15 protein-coding genes, 1 tRNA gene and 3 pseudogenes are annotated in these 17,396 nt (G+C 66.5%); 8 read left to right on the forward strand and 11 right to left on the reverse strand.

Going from position 1 to position 17,396, the window contains the following annotated elements:
- Positions 1–13: 13 nt before the first annotated feature.
- Positions 14–1,560, reverse strand: a pseudogene (gene metG, locus MYXE_RS06240) (methionine--tRNA ligase).
- Positions 1,561–1,579: 19 nt separating this feature from the next.
- Between metG and MYXE_RS06245 the strand changes: the two are divergent.
- The 3 genes and pseudogenes from MYXE_RS06245 to rsmA all read left to right on the forward strand — a co-directional run bounded on the left by MYXE_RS06245 (position 1,580) and on the right by rsmA (position 4,609).
- A pseudogene (locus MYXE_RS06245) lies at positions 1,580–2,436 on the forward strand (TatD family hydrolase).
- Positions 2,437–2,588: 152 nt separating this feature from the next.
- Positions 2,589–3,716: a resuscitation-promoting factor gene (locus MYXE_RS06250; RefSeq protein WP_085196498.1), complete on the forward strand. Its 1,128-nt coding sequence runs from the start codon at positions 2,589–2,591 to the stop codon at positions 3,714–3,716.
- Positions 3,680–4,609, forward strand: a complete 930-nt coding sequence (rsmA, locus tag MYXE_RS06255; protein ID WP_085196500.1) for a 16S rRNA (adenine(1518)-N(6)/adenine(1519)-N(6))-dimethyltransferase RsmA — start codon at positions 3,680–3,682, stop codon at positions 4,607–4,609. The genes MYXE_RS06250 and rsmA overlap by 37 nt, the downstream gene beginning before the upstream one ends.
- 8 nt (positions 4,610–4,617) lie before the next feature.
- Here rsmA and MYXE_RS06260 read toward each other — a convergent pair whose 3' ends face one another.
- On the reverse strand, positions 4,618–5,415 hold the full coding sequence (locus MYXE_RS06260) for a serine/threonine-protein kinase (protein WP_085196502.1): 798 nt from the start codon (positions 5,413–5,415) through the stop codon (positions 4,618–4,620).
- Between the two features lie 118 nt (positions 5,416–5,533).
- Between MYXE_RS06260 and MYXE_RS06265 the strand changes: the two genes are divergently transcribed.
- Together MYXE_RS06265 and MYXE_RS06270 are read left to right on the forward strand one after the other, a co-directional pair.
- A complete protein-coding gene (locus MYXE_RS06265) occupies positions 5,534–6,484 on the forward strand; it encodes a 4-(cytidine 5'-diphospho)-2-C-methyl-D-erythritol kinase (RefSeq protein WP_085196504.1) in 951 nt (316 codons plus the stop codon).
- Positions 6,485–6,810: 326 nt separating this feature from the next.
- Positions 6,811–8,445, forward strand: a complete 1,635-nt coding sequence (locus MYXE_RS06270) for a fatty acyl-AMP ligase (protein ID WP_085196524.1) — start codon at positions 6,811–6,813, stop codon at positions 8,443–8,445.
- A 105-nt stretch (positions 8,446–8,550) separates the two neighbouring features.
- On the opposite strand, the gene pth is transcribed toward MYXE_RS06270, so the two are convergent.
- The 8 genes from pth to MYXE_RS06310 form a co-directional block, all read right to left on the reverse strand.
- Positions 8,551–9,126, reverse strand: coding sequence for an aminoacyl-tRNA hydrolase (pth, locus tag MYXE_RS06275; RefSeq protein WP_085196506.1), 576 nt, complete (start codon positions 9,124–9,126; stop codon positions 8,551–8,553).
- 3 nt (positions 9,127–9,129) lie between these two features.
- Entirely contained in the window at positions 9,130–9,795 is a 666-nt protein-coding gene (locus tag MYXE_RS06280) for a 50S ribosomal protein L25/general stress protein Ctc (protein ID WP_085196526.1), read from the reverse strand.
- Positions 9,796–9,924: 129 nt separating this feature from the next.
- Positions 9,925–10,791, reverse strand: coding sequence for an oxidoreductase (locus MYXE_RS06285; RefSeq protein WP_085196508.1), 867 nt, complete (start codon positions 10,789–10,791; stop codon positions 9,925–9,927).
- A 41-nt stretch (positions 10,792–10,832) separates the two neighbouring features.
- Positions 10,833–11,486 (reverse strand): LpqN/LpqT family lipoprotein, encoded by a 654-nt coding sequence (locus MYXE_RS06290; RefSeq protein WP_003922880.1) that lies wholly within the window; start codon positions 11,484–11,486, stop codon positions 10,833–10,835.
- Entirely contained in the window at positions 11,483–11,839 is a 357-nt protein-coding gene (gene arsC, locus MYXE_RS06295) for an arsenate reductase (glutaredoxin) (RefSeq protein ID WP_003922881.1), read from the reverse strand. The genes MYXE_RS06290 and arsC overlap by 4 nt, the downstream gene beginning before the upstream one ends.
- Complete coding sequence (locus MYXE_RS06300) at positions 11,840–12,820, reverse strand: ribose-phosphate diphosphokinase (protein ID WP_003922882.1); 981 nt, start codon at positions 12,818–12,820, stop codon at positions 11,840–11,842. It lies immediately after the preceding gene.
- Positions 12,821–12,874: 54 nt separating this feature from the next.
- The gene (gene glmU, locus MYXE_RS06305; RefSeq protein ID WP_039891258.1) at positions 12,875–14,332 is read right to left on the reverse strand and encodes a bifunctional UDP-N-acetylglucosamine diphosphorylase/glucosamine-1-phosphate N-acetyltransferase GlmU; all 1,458 of its coding nucleotides are present in this window, start codon (positions 14,330–14,332) and stop codon (positions 12,875–12,877) included.
- 103 nt (positions 14,333–14,435) lie between these two features.
- Positions 14,436–14,507 (reverse strand) — tRNA-Gln (locus MYXE_RS06310).
- 126 nt (positions 14,508–14,633) lie between these two features.
- On the opposite strand from MYXE_RS06310, the gene MYXE_RS06315 reads away from it, so the two are divergent.
- Positions 14,634–15,236, forward strand: coding sequence for a TetR/AcrR family transcriptional regulator (locus MYXE_RS06315; RefSeq protein ID WP_003922884.1), 603 nt, complete (start codon positions 14,634–14,636; stop codon positions 15,234–15,236).
- Between the two features lie 39 nt (positions 15,237–15,275).
- Here MYXE_RS06315 and MYXE_RS06320 read toward each other — a convergent pair.
- A pseudogene (locus MYXE_RS06320) lies at positions 15,276–16,564 on the reverse strand (diaminopimelate decarboxylase family protein).
- Positions 16,565–16,732: 168 nt separating this feature from the next.
- On the opposite strand from MYXE_RS06320, the gene MYXE_RS06325 reads away from it, so the two are divergent.
- Together MYXE_RS06325 and MYXE_RS06330 are read left to right on the forward strand one after the other, a co-directional pair.
- A complete protein-coding gene (locus tag MYXE_RS06325) occupies positions 16,733–16,954 on the forward strand; it encodes a hypothetical protein (protein ID WP_039891259.1) in 222 nt (73 codons plus the stop codon).
- Positions 16,944–17,387: a TA system VapC family ribonuclease toxin gene (locus MYXE_RS06330; RefSeq protein ID WP_003922887.1), complete on the forward strand. Its 444-nt coding sequence runs from the start codon at positions 16,944–16,946 to the stop codon at positions 17,385–17,387. Before MYXE_RS06325 ends, MYXE_RS06330 begins: the two co-directional genes overlap by 11 nt.
- Positions 17,388–17,396 lie beyond the last annotated feature (9 nt).

Consider the following 17,396-nt stretch of genomic DNA (forward strand, 5'->3'; position numbering starts at 1 on the left):
CTCGCCACGGTAGTCACTCCGGTTGGTAGCGGGGGAACACCGCGGTCGGGGGCGGCAAGACCGTGCCTGGGGTGAGCCGAGTTCCCACCGCGGCGAACGTCCGCTGGTCCGCGGGCTGACCGAGCAGGTCCAGCAGCTTGCTCGCCGACTCGGGTAGCACGGGCTGGATCAGCAGCGCCGCGATACGCAGCACTTCGCAGGTCACGTAGAGCACGGTGCGGAACCGGGTCTGATCGGACTCCGATTCGCTTTTGCGCAACACCCAGGGCTGCTGCGCCGAGAAGTATTTGTTGGCCGCGCCCAGCATCAGCCAGATCGCCTCCAGGGCCAGATGCATGGCCTGGGCGTCGAAATGGGTCCGCACCTGCTCGAGCAGGCCGTCCGCGATCGCCAGCAACTCCGTGTCGTCGGCGCTGAATTCGCCTGGGGTGGGGACGATTCCGTTGAGGTTCTTCGCGACCATCGACAGCGACCGCTGCGCCAAGTTACCCAGCTCGTTGGCCAGGTCGGTGTTGATCCGGGTGATGATCGCCTCGTCGCTGTAGCTGCCGTCCTGGCCGAACGGCACCTCCCGCAACAGGAAGTAGCGGACCTGATCCACGCCGAAGGTATCCACCAGCGCCACCGGGTCGATGACGTTGCCCACCGACTTGCTCATCTTCTCGCCGCGGTTGAGCAGGAACCCGTGTGCGAAAACCCTTCGCGGCAACTCGATCCCAGCCGACATCAGAAACGCCGGGCCAGTACACGGCGTGAAACCGAATGATGTCCTTGCCGATCATGTGCAGATCGGCCGGGCCAATAGCGGCGGAACAACTCCGAGTCGGTGTCGGGATAGCCGACGCCGGTCAAATAGTTGGTCAGCGCGTCGACCCACACATACATGACATGGTCGGGATGATCGGGCACCGGTATCCCCCAGTCGAACGACGTCCGGGAGATCGACAGGTCGCGCAGGCCGCCCGAGACGAAACTGACCACCTCGTTGCGTCGCACCTCGGGGCCGATGAAATCGGGGTTGGCCTCGTAGTGCGCCAGCAGCTTGTCGGTGTAGGCAGACAGCCGGAAGAAATACGTCTGTTCCTCTGTCCAGGTCAGCGGCGCCCCGGTCTCGGTGGCGATCCGAGTGCCGTCGTCGAGCACCCGGGTCTCCGATTCGACGAAGAACCGCTCGTCGCGCACCGAATACCAGCCCGAGTAGGTGTCGAGGTAGATATCGCCGGCATCGGCCATCCGCTTCCAGATCGCCTTGGACGCCTCGTGGTGGTCGGGGTCGGTGGTGCGGATGAACCGGTCGAACGAGATGTTGAGCCGCTCTTGCAGCCGCTGAAACACATCGGAGTTGCGCCGGGCCAGCTCGGCGGTCGGCAGCCCCTCGGCCGCTGCCGCCTCGGCCATCTTCAGCCCGTGTTCATCGGTCCCGGTCAAGAACCGCACGTCGAAGCCGTCGAGCCGCTTGAACCGGGCAATCGCGTCGGTTGCGATGTACTCGTACACATGCCCCAAGTGCGGCGCAGCATTGGGATACGTGATCGCGGTGGTGACGTAGTAGGGCCTCATCGACAATCCACCCTATTGTGTGCGGGTGAGCACCAACCGGCCCGGTAAACGCGAGGCGCCGCCCGCCCCGGAGCCGTTGGCCCCGTTGGTCGACGCGCACACCCACCTCGACGCGTGCGGCGCCGCCGACGTCGAGGGAGTGCACGCGATCGTCGACCGCGCCGCCGCCGTCGGCGTCGAGGCGGTCGTGACCGTCGCCGACGACCTGGACTCGGCGCGCTGGGTGACCCGGGCCGCCGAATGGGATCCGCGGGTCTATGCCGCCGTGGCTTTGCACCCGACCCGCGCCGATGCGCTGACCGAGTCCGCTCGCGCCGAACTCGAGCGACTCGCCGCGCATCCACGAGTGGTGGCGATCGGCGAGACCGGGATGGACCTGTACTGGCCGGGCCGCCTCGACGGCTGCGCGCAGCCGCCGCCCAGCGCGAGGCGTTCGCCTGGCACATCGACCTCGCCAAGCGGACCGGCAAACCGCTGATGATTCACAACCGGCAGGCGGATACCGAGGTGCTCGACGTGCTGCGCGCTGAGGGCGCACCCGAGACCGTGATCTTGCACTGCTTCTCGTCCGGTCCGGCGATGGCCCGCAGTTGCGTCGACGTCGGCTGGTGGCTGAGCCTCGCCGGGACGGTCAGCTTCCGCAACGCCGGTGAGCTGCGGGACGCCGTCGTGCTGGTGCCGACCGACCAGTTGCTGGTGGAGACCGACGCGCCCTATCTGACCCCGCACCCCTACCGTGGCGCCGCCAACGAGCCGTACTGCCTGCCTTACACTGTGCGGGCGTTGGCCGAACTCCTGCAGCGACCCGCGCAGGACCTGGCGCAAGCCACCACGGCCAACGCTCACCGGGCCTACCGGCTCGTCGCCGGCTCTTAAGAATCCGTTAAGAGCATCGCGTCGGAGTTGCCCTATCTAGGCCGGTTCGTTACCGTCTTGTGATCGAACGGTGGGGCCTGTTGGGCCCCATTCGTTTGTGGCTGCTGCTGACGGTGTCGTTGAAGTGCTGCTGAGGTCGGGGAAAACGCGCGTTGAACGTACTCACGAGGCTTCACCAGACCCCATCACCGATCCTGCGGATCCTGGTCGCCGCGTTGTTGCTGGTGCTGACGTTCGCGGGCGGGTATGCGGTCGCCGCGCGCAAGACTGTGACGCTGAGCGTCGACGGCACCCGGTTGACGGTGACCACGATGAAGTCTCGGGTTATCGACGTGCTCAAGGAGAACGGGTTCGACGTCGGCGAACGCGACGACTTGTACCCGACCGGCAACGAGCGGGTTCACGACGACGACGAGATAATCCTTCGGCGCAGCCGGCCCCTGCAGATCTCCTTAGATGGTCACGGCACCAAGCAGGTGTGGACGACGGCATCCACCGTTGACGAGGCCCTGGCCCAACTGGCCATGACCGACACCGCGCCCGCCGCGGCCTCCCGCGGCAGCCGGGTGCCATTGGCCGGGATGGCCCTTCCGGTGGTCACCGCGAAGACCGTGCGGATCAACGACGGCGGGACCGTGCGCACCGTGCACCTGGCCGCGCCGAACGTCGGCGAGCTACTGGACGCCGCCGGCGCGCCGTTAGAGCAAAGCGACAAAGTGATGCCGGGCGCTTCGACGCCGGTCACCGACGGAATGCAGATTGAGGTCACCCGCATCCGCATGGAGAAGGTCACCGAGCGGGTGCCGCTACCGCCGACCCCGCATCGCATCGAAGACCCGGAGATGAACATCAGCCGCCAGGTCGTCGAAGACCCGGGCAGCCCGGGCACTCAGGACGTGACCTTCGCCGTGGCCAAGGTCAATGGAGTAGAGACCGGCCGCTTGCCCGTCGCCAACACGGTGATCACACCGGCTCGTGACGCCGTGCTGCGGGTCGGCACCAAGCCCGGCACCGAGGTGCCGCCGATACCCGATGCCACCGTGTGGGACGCGATTGCGCGCTGCGAAGCGGGTGGCAACTGGGCGATCAACACCGGGAACGGGTATTACGGCGGTGTGCAGTTCGACCAAAGCACCTGGGAACGCAGCGGCGGTTTGCGGTATGCCCCCCGCGCTGATCTGGCCACCCGTGAGGAGCAGATCGCCGTCGCCGAGACGGTGCTACAACGACAGGGCTGGGGCGCGTGGCCGGTGTGCAGCGGAAGAGCAGGTGCGCGCTGACCATACGGCTATTGGGCCGGACCGAAATACGGCGGCTGGCTAGAGAACTCGAATTCCGGCCACGGAAGGCGTTGGGGCAGAACTTCGTCCACGACGCCAACACGGTGCGCCGGGTGGTGTCCGCGTCCGGTGTGAGCCGGTCCGACCACGTGCTCGAGGTGGGGCCGGGTCTGGGGTCGCTGACGCTGGCATTGCTCGACCGTGGCGCCACGGTCACCGCCGTCGAGATCGACCCTGCGCTGGCCGGCCGGCTGCGCAAAACCGTTGCCGAGCACTCCCACAGCGAAATCCACCGACTGACAGTGCTCAACCGCGATGTCTTGTCGATCCGCCGCACCGACCTGGCTGCCGAACCGACAGCCGTCGTCGCCAACCTGCCCTACAACGTCGCCGTTCCTGCGCTGTTGCACCTGCTCGCCGAGTTCCCCTCGGTGCGCACGGTAATGGTGATGGTGCAGGCCGAGGTCGCCGAACGGCTCGCCGCTGAACCCGGAAGCAAGGACTACGGCGTGCCCAGTGTCAAGGTGCGCTTCTTCGGACGGGTCCGCCGCTTTGGCATGGTGTCGCCGACGGTGTTCTGGCCGATCCCGCGGGTCTACTCCGGGTTGGTGCGCATCGACCGCTACGAGGTGTCGCCGTGGCCCACCGACGAGCTGTTCCGCCAGCGTGTCTTTGAACTGGTCGACACCGCATTTGCACAGCGGCGCAAGACATCTCGCAACGCCTTCGCCGAATGGGCGGGCTCGGGCAATGAATCCGCGAAGCGCCTGCTCGCCGCCAGCATCGACCCTGCCCGCCGTGGCGAGACGCTGTCGATCGAGGACTTCGTGCGCTTGCTGCAGCGCTCCGGTGAGTGGAACGACGACAGCGCTGCCGGTCAGGAGGCGTCCTAACCGGCGGCTCAGCGCAGTACTCGGGTGAGGTGGTCGACGAATTCGGCGCAAGATTGGTAGCGCAGTTCGGGATCCCTGGCCATCGCCTTGGCGATGACGGCGTCGAACGCTCGCGGCAGCCACGCGGCTTTACGCGAAATCCGCGGGGGGATACCACGTAGATGAGCGTCGACCAGCTCGGCGGCGGTGTCGGCGGTGAACGGCGGTGCGCCGGTGATCAGTTCGACCGCTGAACAAGCCAGCGCGTATTGGTCGGTGGCCGCTGTGGGCGCGTGCCCGCGCAGCACCTCTGGGGCGGCGTACGACAGCGAGGCCTGCAGGTTCTTCGGTCGCCGAAATACGTCCTCGACGACCGCGTGCGCCACCCCGAAGTCGACCAGCACCGCGCCTGTTCCCGAAAAGTATTTTGCCACAAGAATATTAGCTGGTTTGACGTCGGCGTGCACCACACCACAACGGTGGATGTAATCCAGGGCGTCGGAAATCTGGGCAAGGGCGGCTAGGCGTTGTTCCAGCCGTTGCAGCCGCGTCGATTTGCCCCCGTCGATGAATTGCATTGCCAGCCAATGCGGCCCGTGTGCGTAGACCTCGACGATGTGAGGATGGCCGAGTCGATGCGCGAACTCGAATTCGCGGACTAGGCGAGCGCGCTCCGGCGCAGTCCGGTGCTCCTCGGTAAGGATTTTCAGGGCCACCACATGGTCGGGACGTTCGCGGTCATGCGCCCGGTAGACGATGGCCGAGCCGCCGCGGCCAACCTCTTCATCCACGACGTAGCCGTCGAAGGTCTCGCCGGCGTCGACCATGCCCTCAGGGTAGGTTGCGGCGGGGTTTGATGGCCCGGATCCTCGGTGAGCGGTGGCAGCATCGTCGCCGGAACCCCTGTGGTTTGCCCAGCACCGGCGATACTCTCGGGCGGTGCCAATGGACGGAAACACCGCTGCTCAGTGGGTGCCCACCGGATCGGTCACGGTCCGGGTGCCCGGAAAGGTCAACCTCTACCTTGCCGTTGGCGATCGCCGCGCCGATGGCTATCACGAGCTGACGACGGTGTTTCACGCGGTCTCGCTGGTCGACGAGGTCACTGTCCGCAACGCTGACGTGCTGTCACTCAAGGTCATTGGCGAAGGCGCCGACGAGGTGCCCACGGACGAACGCAACCTGGCTTGGCAGGCCGCCGAGCTGATGGCCGAGCATGTCGGTCGGGCACCGGACGTGTCGATCACGATCGACAAGTCCATTCCCGTTGCCGGTGGGATGGCGGGCGGAAGCGCCGACGCGGCCGCAGTCTTGGTCGGCATGAATGCGCTGTGGGAGCTCGGCGTGCCACGCCGCGACCTGCACGCCCTCGCAGCACGGCTGGGCAGCGATGTGCCGTTCGCGCTGCACGGCGGCACCGCGCTGGGAACCGGCCGCGGCGAGGAGCTGGCCACCGTGCTGTCGCGTAACACCTTCCACTGGGTGCTGGCGTTCGCCAATAGCGGCCTGTCCACCACGGCAGTGTTCGCCGAGCTCGACCGGCTGCGGAAGGCCGGGGCGCCGCCGCGACTCGGTGAGCCCGGCCCTGTGCTGGCGGCGCTCGCCGCCGGTAATCCGCAGCAGTTGGCGCCGCTGCTGGGCAACGAGCTGCAAGCCGCCGCGGTGAGTTTGGACCCCTCGCTGCGCCGCGCGCTGCGTGCCGGCGTGGAGGCGGGCGCCCTGGCCGGAATCGTGTCCGGATCCGGGCCGACGTGCGCGTTTTTGTGCTCGTCGGCGACGTCGGCGATCGACGTCGGCACTCAGCTGTCTGGTGCCGGCGTCTGCCGCACGGTCCGCGTCGCCAGCGGGCCGGTGCACGGTGCCCGAGTCGTGCCAGCGCCCGTGACCGAAGTGTGACCTGAGGCTCAAAGCAACCAAAAGCAACCAATTGTTTGGTGGTTACTTAAGAGGAGCTTAAGATGTTCGGCGGTGATGACTAGCGGTCGAACAATGCGCCCCCCCGCACCGCCCACCGGCACGTCCGGTGGGCGGTCGACCAGGCACCACAGCGGCCGTTCCTTCGCTGACCGTCGAACCTCTCGCGAGGTCGCTCACGCATCACCGATTCGAGACATAACCGCTCCTCAATCGTGTGCGCGCCGCTACTGCGCATCACGCACTAGCGCGGGGAGCATGAAATTTCGGGCCCGGGAAGCGCCGGTGCCGGAAGCCAGGAGGGTGTGGTGAGCAGGTTTACCGAGAAGATGTTCCGCAACGCCCACACCAGCCCGCGCGGCATGGTCACCGGCGAGCCGCACCACCCGGTCCGGCATACCTGGCGTGAGGTCCATGAGCGGGCCCGCCGGGTAGCCGGTGGACTGGCGGCTAACGGCGTGGGGCACGGCGACGCGGTCGGTGTACTTGTCGGCGCGCCGGTGGAGATCGCGCCGACCGCGCAGGGGCTATGGATGCGCGGCGCCAGCCTGACCATGCTGCATCAGCCCACTCCGCGCACCGATCTGGCGGTCTGGGCGCAGGACACGACGACGGTCGTCGACATGATCGAGGCCAAAGCGGTCGTCGTTTCCGACCCGTTCATGGCGGCGGCGCCGGTGCTCGAGCAGCGCGGTGTCAAGGTGCTGACCGTTGAGCAGTTGCTGGCCGCCGACCCGATCGACCCGATCGACACCGACGAGGACGATCTGGCGTTGATGCAGTTGACGTCCGGCTCGACCGGCTCGCCCAAGGCCGTGCAGATCACCCACCGCAACGTGTACTCCAACGTCGAGGCCATGTTCGTCGGCGTCAAGTACGACCTTGAGAAAGACGTGATGATCAGCTGGCTGCCGTGTTTCCACGACATGGGCATGATCGGCTTTTTGACCGTGCCGATGTACTTCGGCGCCGAGCTGGTCAAGGTCACCCCGATGGACTTTTTGCGCGACACGCTGCTGTGGGCCAAGCTGATCGACAAGTACAAGGGCACGTTCATCTGCGGGCCGAACTTCGCCTACTCGCTGTTCGCCAAGCGGTTGCGCAAGCAGGCCAAGCCCGGGCAGTTCGACCTGTCGACCCTGCGGATTGCGATGTCGGGCGCCGAACCGGTGGACCCCGCCGACGTCGAAGACCTGATCGACGCGGGCCGGCCGTTCGGCCTGCGACCCGAGGCCATCCTGCCCGCCTACGGCATGGCGGAAACCACGCTGGCGGTGTCGTTCTCCCCGGTGGAACAGGGCCTGATCGTCGACGAGGTGGACGCCGACCTGCTGGCTGCGCTGCGTCGCGCGGTGCCGGCCACCAAGGGCAACGTGCGCCGACTGGCGTCGCTCGGGCCGGTGCTCGACGGGATCGAGGCCCGCGTCGTCGACGAGGACGGCAACGTGTTGCCGCCCCGGGGCGTCGGGGTGATCGAGTTGCGCGGTGAACCAATCACGCCCGGCTATATCACGATGGGCGGATTCATCCCGGCGCAGGACGAGCACGGCTGGTACGACACCGGCGACCTCGGCTACATCACCGAAAACGGTCACATCGTGGTGTGCGGGCGGGTCAAGGACGTCATCATCATGGCCGGCCGCAACATCTATCCCACCGACATCGAACGCGCAGCCTGCCGGGTTCCCGGGGTGCGCCCGGGCTGTGCGGTGGCCGTGCGCCTCGACGCCGGGCACTCGCGGGAGACGTTCGCCGTCGCGGTCGAGTCCAACGCCTACGACGATCCGGCCGAAGTGCGTCGCATCGAGCATCAGGTGGCCCACGAAGTTGTCACCGAGGTCGACGTGCGGCCCCGCAACGTCGTGGTGCTGGGCCCCGGCACCATTCCCAAAACGCCGTCGGGCAAACTGCGCCGGGCCAATTCCGTCACGCTGGTCACCTAACTGCAGCCGAGCAGACGCAGAATCGCACCAATCAGCCCGCGCCAGCGCGATTCTGCGTCTGCTCGCGCCACCCTCGCTCCACCCTCGCGGCACCCTCGCGGTGGATTACCAGGCGTGCACGACGTTCTGTGCCGCCTCCAGCCCCAGCTCGATGAGCAGCTCCGTGGCGTCGGCGGCCTGCTCGCAGATTGTGGGCACCTCGGCGCGCTCAGCGGCGGTGAAGTTCTCCAACACGAACGCGGCCGGATCTTTGCGGCCCGGTGGACGCCCGATGCCGATGCGAACCCGCTGAAAGTCCTTGGTGCCCAACGCTGCAGCTACGGATCGCAGCCCGTTGTGGCCGCCTTCGCCGCCGCCGAGCTTGAGCCGGATGCGACCGAAATCGAGGTCGAGATCGTCGTGGATGACGATGATGTCCGCGGGCGGCACCGAGTAGAACTTGGCCAGCGGTGCGACTTGGCGACCGGATTCGTTCATGTAGCTGCGCGGTTTGGCCAGCACCACCGAACGCCCCCCGAGCTGACCGGTGACAATCTCGCAGCCAGACTTCTTGTGCGCCTTGAACGTTGACCCCAGTCGCGCGGCAAGCCGATCGGCGACCATGTATCCGAGGTTGTGCCGGGTCCGGGCATAGTTCGGTCCCGGGTTGCCAAGGCCGACCACCAACAGGGGTTCGGCCATGTGTTACTCGGACTCGGGTGGGGCGGCTTCGGCTTCTTCGGCGACCTCTTCCGCGGCTTCTTCGCGTTCCGCGACCTCGCCGGCACCTTCGGCCTCCAGCTCCTCGGCGGTCGGTGCGTTGACGACGTTGACGACCAGCAGGTCGGGATCCGACACCAGGGTGACGCCCCGCGGGAGCGCCACCTGTCCCGCGGTGAACTGCGTGCCCGGCTGGGCATCCTGGACGGAGACGGTCAACTGCTCGGGAATAGACAGCGCCTCGGCCTCGATCTCGATCGTGTTGGTTTCCTGAGTGACCAAAGTGCCCGGCGCGGGCTCACCCTCGACCTCGACCGTCACCTCGACGACAACCTTCTCGCCGCGGCGCACCAACAGCAGGTCAGCGTGCTGGATGGTGTGCCGGATCGGGTGCACGTCAATCGCCTTGGTCAACGCCAGCTGTTCCTTACCGTCAATGTTGAGGGTCAGCACCGCGTTGGTACCGGAATGGCGCAGCACCGCGGCGAATTCGTGTCCGGGCAGCTCCAGATGCTGTGGATCGCTGCCGTGACCGTAGAGCACCGCCGGGATCTTGCCGGCCCGTCGCGCCCGGCGAGATGCGCCTTTGCCGGTCTGGCTTCGCACCGAGGCGGTCAGCTGATTGGTTGTCGATCCCGCGGATTTAGCCATGGTGTCGCTCCTGTGATGGTCGGGCACGGCCAGCATCGCGACAACCAGAAGGTCCCCGTCGATAACGGCGGCCGGCCGAATTGGCGGCCACCCTCGCCGTGACGCCCGACAGGGTAGCGCATCGGCGGGTCAGAGCGGAAATTTCACGCCGGTGAGCTGCTCAGACAGCTCCCAGAGCGCGACGGCGGTGCTGTCTTGGCGCGCTCGCCGGCTGCGGCCGACAGGCTGGGTGCGGCCGACCATGCCGAACCGCGGCCCGACGAACGTATCGCCCGGCAAATCCTGCGACGCGGCATAGAGGATCTGGCGGGCACCGAATTCGGGGTCGGTCGCGAAGAATCGGTTGCCGATCGCCATCAACGCGTCTTCCACCCGCTGGCCTGAGTGTCCCTGCAGATTGGTGTGCGAATACCCGGGATGGGCAGCCAGCGCGCGCAGCGGTGAACCGACCGAATCCAGGCGCCGCTGCAGTTCCCGGGTGAACAGCAGGTTGGCGAGTTTCGACTGGCCGTAGGCCAGCCACCGCGAGTACTGCCGGGACTGCCAGTTGAGGTCGGTCAGGCTGATGCGGCCGATCCGGTGGAACACGGACGACACGGTCACCACCCGGTCGGTGAGCACGGGCAGCAGCAGATTCGTCAGCGCGAAGTGGCCGAGGTGATTGGTGCCGATCTGGCTTTCGAAGCCATCCACGGTCCTGGCCTCCGGGGTGGCCATGATGCCGGCGTTGTTGATCAGCACGTCGACGTTGTCGACGGTGTCGGCGAAGTTCCGCACCGAGGCCAAGTCCTGCAGGTCGAGCTGGCGCACCTCGACCTGGCCGGTCATCTGCCGCGCAGCGGCCTCGCCTTTGTCGGTGTTGCGCACGGCAAGGACGACGCGGGCGCCGACCCGGGCCAATTCGCGGGCCGTGATCGCACCCAGGCCACTGTTGGCGCCGGTGACGACGACTGTGCGTCCGGCGAATGACGGCAGGTCTGCGGCAGTCCACCTCACGGCAGATACGGTAACGCGACCAAGCAACGCGGTGCTGCCGGCTATTTGGCCGCGACGGTGAATCCCGCGATGATCGTCTCGATGTCCGAAGCCTGCGGGAAGGCCTGGTCGGCCAGGCTGGTGATCGTGAGCTGAACGAGATACGGCTGTTTGGCCGGGGCAGAGCCGGTGGCGATGACGACCCGGTTCCAGCCGTGCAACCGTTTGCCGTTGAGGTCGTAGCTGCCCTCGATCATCGACGACGGAAAGCCGTGGAAGTCTGCTGTGGACGCGTTTAGTTTCCTGAAATTCTCTGACCGCTCGGCATCGGCGTTGGCGTGCTTGATCACATCAGCGGCGTCGAAATCCCCGCGCAACTTGAACACCATCAGCATCGCGATCGGATAGCTGCCGTTTTTGGCGATGGCCTGTGTGGCTGGCGTGATGCTGGGATTGCTGAATTTCTCCCAGCCCGGCGGGGTGGGGATCGACACCGCCAAATCGGTTAGCGTGTCGGGGGCCACCTGCTGGCCGGTGACGCCGACGCTCTCCAGGTATTTCCCGAGCGGCTCCGGCGTTGCAGTCGTCGTCGGGGTCGTGGTGGTCGTCGTGGTTGTCGTCCAAATCGACTGGTAGTCAGGCTCTTTGGTACTACAGCCGACCGCGGCCAGCACGAAAATCAGGACGGCGGTCCCGCACCGGCTAGGGACCGTCACAGAATCTCGTGCACCGCGTCGATCGGACGAGCCAGCCGGGTGCCCTTAACCGTCACGACGAACGGCCGCTGGATCAGGATGGGATGCTCGACCATCGCGTCGAGCAGCTCGTCGTCGGTGGCCTCGGCAAGGTTGAGCTCGGTGTAGATCGGCTCACGCGTGCGCACCGCGGCGCGCACATCGATGCCGGCGTCACGGATCATTTTCACCAGCTGCTCCCGCGACGGAGGCGTCTTCAAATACTCGACGATGGTCGGCTCGATGCCGTTGTCGCGCAACAACTCCAGTGTCTTGCGCGACGTGCTGCACTTGGGGTTGTGGTAGATGACGGTATCGGTCGAAGCGCGGGACATTTACGCGTCTCCATCGAACAGCCCTGTCACTGAACCGTTTTCGAACACCGCACGGATGGTGCTGGCCAGCAGGGGAGCGATCGACAACACCGTCAGTTGCGGGAACCGCTTGGCCTCGTCGATCGGCAACGTGTTGGTGACGATTACCTCACGGGCTCCGCACTCCGCCAGCAGCTTCGGCGCAGGATCGGACAGCACGCCGTGGGTGGCGGCGACGATCACGTCTCCGGCGCCGTCCTCCTTCAGCAGCGGCACCGCCGCGGCGATCGTGCCGCCGGTGTCGATCATGTCGTCGATCAGGATGCAGGTCTTGCCGGCGACTTCGCCGACCACCCGGTTGGACTTCACCTGGTTGGGCACCCGCGGGTCGCGGGTCTTGTGGATGAAGGCCAATGGCACGCCGCCCAGCGAGTCGGCCCACTTCTCGGCGATGCGCACCCGGCCGGAGTCCGGGGAGACGACCACCATGTCGTGGCCGCTGTAGTTGTCCTTGATGTAGCCGGTCAGAAGATTCTGCGCGCGCATGTGATCCACCGGGCCGTCGAAGAAGCCCTGGATCTGGTCGGTGTGCAGGTCGACGGTCACGATCCGGTCGGCCCCGGCGGTCTTGAGCAGGTCGGCGACCAGCCGCGCCGAGATCGGTTCGCGGCCGCGGTGTTTTTTGTCCTGCCGGGCGTAGGGGTAGAACGGCACGACGGCCGTGATCCGCTTGGCGCTGCCGCGCTTGAGCGCATCGAGCATGATGAGCTGCTCCATCAGCCACTTGTTCAGCGGCGCCGGATGCGACTGCAGGACGAAGGCGTCGCAGCCGCGCACCGACTCGTGGTAGCGGACGAAGATCTCGCCGTTGGCGAAGTCCCGGGCAGTCTGCGCGGTCACGTGGACGTCGAGTTCCTTGGCCACCTGCTCGGCCAGTTCGGGGTGCGCACGACCCGCGAACAACATCAGATTTTTGCGGTTGTCGGTCCAGTCGTGGCTCACGTGCTGCCCCCGCTGTTGGGATCAAGTGGTGGCCTAATACTAAGGAGAGAACTGTCAAGATGTCTGATCGGGCTGACGTTGTGCCCTTTCTGCCGCCTCCGCGGCGGCGCTGCCCGGCCGTTTGCGTTGCACCCAGCCCTCGATGTTGCGTTGGGGTCCTGCCGACACGGCCAACGCCCCGGGTGGGACGTCGTGGCGCACCACCGTGCCGGCACCGGTGTAGGCGCCGTCACCGACGGTGACCGGTGCGACGAACATGGTGTCGGAGCCGGTGCGCACGTGGGAGCCGATCCTGGTGCGCTGCTTGGTCTCGCCGTCGTAGTTGACGAAGACGCTGGATGCGCCGATATTGCTGTGCTCGCCGATGTCGGCGTCACCGACGTAGGTCAGGTGGGGCACCTTGGTGCCGGTGCCGATCGTGCAGTTCTTGGCCTCGACGAACGCGCCCAGTTTGCCGTCGGCGCCTAACACGGTGCCGGGCCGCAGGTAGGCGAATGGTCCGACCACCGCGCCGTCGCCGATCGACGCCGAAGTGCCGTGCGTGCGGATTACCGACGCGGCGTCGCCGACGGTGACGTCGGCCAAGGTGGTGTCGGGGCCGACGGTGCAATGTCCGCCGATGCGGGTGCGGCCGAGCAGCTGGGTTCCGGGCAGGATCACGGTGTCGCGGCCAATGCTCACGTCGACGTCGATCCAGGTGGTCGCGGGGTCGACAACCGTGACGCCGGCCAGCTGGTGTGTGGCCACGATGCGGCGGTTGAGCTCCGCGGAAAGTTCGGCCAACTGAACCCGGTCGTTGACCCCGGCGACCAGCGCGCTGTCGTCGACGTGGCGGGCGTGCACGGCATGGCCGTCTCGGCGAACGATGGAGATCACGTCGGTCAGGTAGAGCTCGCGTTGGGCGTTGTCGGCGGACAGCCGGCCCAGCGCGGAGCGCAGCGCCGCAATATCGAAGGCGTAGACCCCGGCGTTGACTTCGCGGATCTGTTTTTGGGACGGTGTCGCATCGGCTTGCTCGACGATCGCAATCACTTCGTTGTCCTGGGTGCGCAGAATGCGGCCATAGCCGGTGGGATCGGCCAGCGTGGTGGTCAACACGGTGACCGCTGCCGGGTGGGCGCGATGGGCGGCGATCAGGTCAGCCAGCGTGTCGGCGTCCAGCAGGGGAATGTCGGCCGAGGTGACCACGACGACCCCGCTGTAGTCAGCAGGCAGCGCCGAGAGTCCACACAGCACGGCGTGTCCGGTTCCCAGCTGCCGGTCCTGCAGCGCCACGTCGATGCGGCGACCCAAGCTGTCGGCCAGTTCGGCGACGACGGGTGCAATCCGGTCGTGGTCGTGGCCCAACACGACGACCAGATGTTGCGGTGCGACCTTGGCGATCGAATACAGGCAATGCGCAAGCATGCTGCGCCCGGCGATCGTGTGCAGCACCTTGGGAGTGTCCGAGCGCATCCGGGTTCCGGCCCCCGCCGCCAAAACCAGGACCGCCGATTCGCCGTGTGTTGTCATGAACACCTCTTTTGCCGCGAGTGTGGATGTTCGTACGCCGACACGCCGTCCAGCCTGTCATTTCGCGCACGCTCGCGGCAAAAAACCGCGGCATCACGGCCGGCTCCGTCGCCAGGACTCGAACCTGAACTCTCAGAACCAAAATCTGATGTGCTGCCGATTACACCACGACGGAAGGTAGGGCGACGGGGACCTGTCACGGTGCAGGACCGCGTCCACTCTAATGCAAGCCGATACGCTGGGAGGCGTGGCTGCGCTGGATAGGGGGCCAGACAAGGACGTGCGGGAGCCGCGCGCCAGGATGACCGGCAGCGAGAGGCGGCATCAGCTCATCGATATCGCACGTTCGCTCTTTGCCGAACGTGGCTACGAGGGCACGTCGATCGAGGAGATCGCGCAGCGGGCCAACGTGTCCAAGCCGGTGGTATACGAACATTTCGGCGGCAAGGAAGGCCTGTACGCGGTGGTCGTCGACCGCGAGATGTCGGCGCTGCTCGATGGCATCACGTCGTCGCTGACCAGGTCGACCAACAACCGGTCGCGGCTGCGCATCGAACGGGTGGCGCTGGCGCTGCTCACCTACGTCGAGGAGCGCACCGACGGCTTCCGGATCCTGATCCGTGATTCGCCGGCATCGATCAGCTCGGGCACCTATTCCACCCTGCTCAACGACGCGGTCAGCCAGGTGTCGTCCATCCTTGCCGGTGACTTTGCCCGCCGCGGTCTTGACCCCGAAACGGCGCCGCTGTATGCCCAGGCACTGGTCGGTTCGGTGTCGATGACCGCCCAGTGGTGGCTCGACGCCCGCGAGCCCAAGAAGGAGGTGGTCGCCGCGCACCTGGTCAACCTGTGCTGGAACGGCCTGACCCACCTGGAAGCCGACCCCACCCTGCTCGACGAATAGCGGCGTGGCCGGGCGCACCGGCCCTGCGGGTCGCTGCAATCAACCCCGGTCGCGGGCCAGCAGGTCGGCGGTGGTTTCCCGGCGGATCAATTCGCGGGCCCGGCCGTCCTTGACCGCCACCAGCGGCGGCCGGCCGACGATGGTGTAGTTGCACGCCATGCTGTGGTGGTAGGCACCGGTGCACGCCACGGCCAGCAGGTCACCGGGATGCACGTCGACGGGTAGCTCGACGTCGCGGGCAATCTCGTTGGCGCCGTGTCGTCCCGTCACCGCGACTCGCTGTCTGCGTTCAAGCGAATGCCGGTTAGTCAGCGCCACGGTGTATTTCGCGCGACACGGCGCCATCCGCGGGCTGTCGCTTAGTCCGCCGTCCACGGCGACGAAAGTCCGCCCGCGCGGCTGTGTCGTCACCGAGCACACCCGATACAGCGTGATACCGGCGCGCCCGCTGATGCCCCGGCCCGGTTGCACCACCACGACCGGGCGGGGGAAACGCTCGGCGGCACAGGCAGCGTCCAGTGCCTCGTCGATGACGTGGGCCAGCTCGTGGATATCGAGCTCGCGATCACCGTGAACATATGGAATGCCTTGGCCCCCACCGAGATTGAGTTCGGTGAGGATTACGCCATGGTTGGCGCGGATGTTGGCCATGGCGGTGACCGTCCGGTGACTCGCTGCGCCGTAGCACCCCGGATCGGTGACCTGCGAGCCGGCGTGGCAGGACAGGCCGATCAGGTCGAGGTTGGGTTGGGCCAGCACACGCGCCACCGTCTCGGCGAGGCTGTGCCCGTAGAGCTCGCGTTCCGCGGCCACCCGGATGAGCACCCGTTGGCGTCGGGCTGCCAACCCCGCGAGGTAGGCGATCTCGATGCACGAGTCCACCACGATGCGGCCTACCCCGACACGCACGGCGGCGCGCAACTCCTCGACCGATTTCGCGTCGCCGTGCATGACGATGCGGGCCGGGTCAACGCCGCCGACGATCGCGGTGGTCAGCTACCCGGACGAATGGACCGCCAGACCTAACCGCTCCTCGCGAGTCCAGCGCGCCACGGCGATGCTCAGCAACGACTTGCCGGCACAGAGCACCTCGGCGCCGGGCAGGGCAACCCCCGGCGGAAGCGACGAGCGCGATGCCTGAAGTTCGCTTCGTCGATCACGTAAACCGGAGTGCGGAACTCGTCGGCGATGTCGGTCACCGGCACCTCGCCGACGCACAGCCGGCCGTCGTCGTCGGCGCGTGCCGTGACCGGTCAGATGGCGGGGTCGAACCACGGGGCAGCGCCATAAGCGATGGACGGCAAGACATCGGCCAACGTTGTGGTCATGCTTCCACGGTCGGTGGGGCTGTTGTCGGATTCCGCTGCCCTAACGGATCCTTGACGGCACCGAGCCCGAAATTGACAGGTTTTGCCTCCCGGCGCGCAGAGCCACGAGCTAGGCAGGTCCATGCGGTTTTGTACGCATCATGATGCGTTTTGGCTAGCATGGTGATTGTGCGGACAACCGTGGTGATCGATAGCGATGTGGCGGCCGCGATCGAGCGTCTTCGCCGGCAAGGAATGGGTGTGAGCGAGGCCCTGAACCTGCTCGCGCGCCGCGGCATGGCCAAGGAAGCGGCCGAGAAGGTCACGTATCGGCACCGCACCGCGAAGATCGGCCTCAAAGTCGATGTCACCAACGTCGGCGACGTGCTTGATCTGCTCGATGATCGTTGACGCCAACCTGCTGCTGTTCGCAGTTGACGAGAACAGCAGCCATAACGCCGCCGCTGCTGCCTGGCTGGAACAGACATTGAACGGCGATACTCGCGTCGGCCTGCCCTGGCAGACCATCGGGGCGTTTCTGCGGATCGTCACCCATCCGCGGGTCACAGAAAACCCACTGTCAGGCACTGACGCTTGGAGATATGTAGAGCAGTGGCTGGCGGTCCCGGTGGTGTGGGTGCCCCCCGCAACGGAGAACACCGCCCGCGTTTACGCAAGGCTGTGCGCGCAGGTGGCGATCACCGGAAATCTGGTACCCGACGCGCAACTGGCCGCGCTGGCGATCGAACATGGAGTCGAAGTCGCCTCTGCGGATACAGATTTCATGCGATTTCCAGGTCTGCGCTGGACCAATCCGTTGAGCACGAATCCCAACCGGTCCTGAAAGCTTCAG

Origin of the sequence: Mycobacterium xenopi (assembly GCF_009936235.1) — a bacterium.
GTDB classification, from domain to species: domain Bacteria; phylum Actinomycetota; class Actinomycetes; order Mycobacteriales; family Mycobacteriaceae; genus Mycobacterium; species Mycobacterium xenopi.

Excerpts from the sequence above, each read along its gene's own strand:
- MYXE_RS06315 (WP_003922884.1), top strand. The coding sequence starts at position 14,634 with ATGACCGGCAGCGAGAGGCGGCATCAGCTCATCGATATCGCACGTTCG.
- glmU (WP_039891258.1), bottom strand. The coding sequence starts at position 14,332 with ATGACAACACACGGCGAATCGGCGGTCCTGGTTTTGGCGGCGGGGGCC.
- arsC (WP_003922881.1), bottom strand. The coding sequence starts at position 11,839 with ATGTCCCGCGCTTCGACCGATACCGTCATCTACCACAACCCCAAGTGC.
- MYXE_RS06330 (WP_003922887.1), top strand. The coding sequence starts at position 16,944 with ATGATCGTTGACGCCAACCTGCTGCTGTTCGCAGTTGACGAGAACAGC.
- MYXE_RS06260 (WP_085196502.1), bottom strand. The coding sequence starts at position 5,415 with ATGGTCGACGCCGGCGAGACCTTCGACGGCTACGTCGTGGATGAAGAG.
- pth (WP_085196506.1), bottom strand. The coding sequence starts at position 9,126 with ATGGCCGAACCCCTGTTGGTGGTCGGCCTTGGCAACCCGGGACCGAAC.
- MYXE_RS06280 (WP_085196526.1), bottom strand. The coding sequence starts at position 9,795 with ATGGCTAAATCCGCGGGATCGACAACCAATCAGCTGACCGCCTCGGTG.
- MYXE_RS06265 (WP_085196504.1), top strand. The coding sequence starts at position 5,534 with ATGGACGGAAACACCGCTGCTCAGTGGGTGCCCACCGGATCGGTCACG.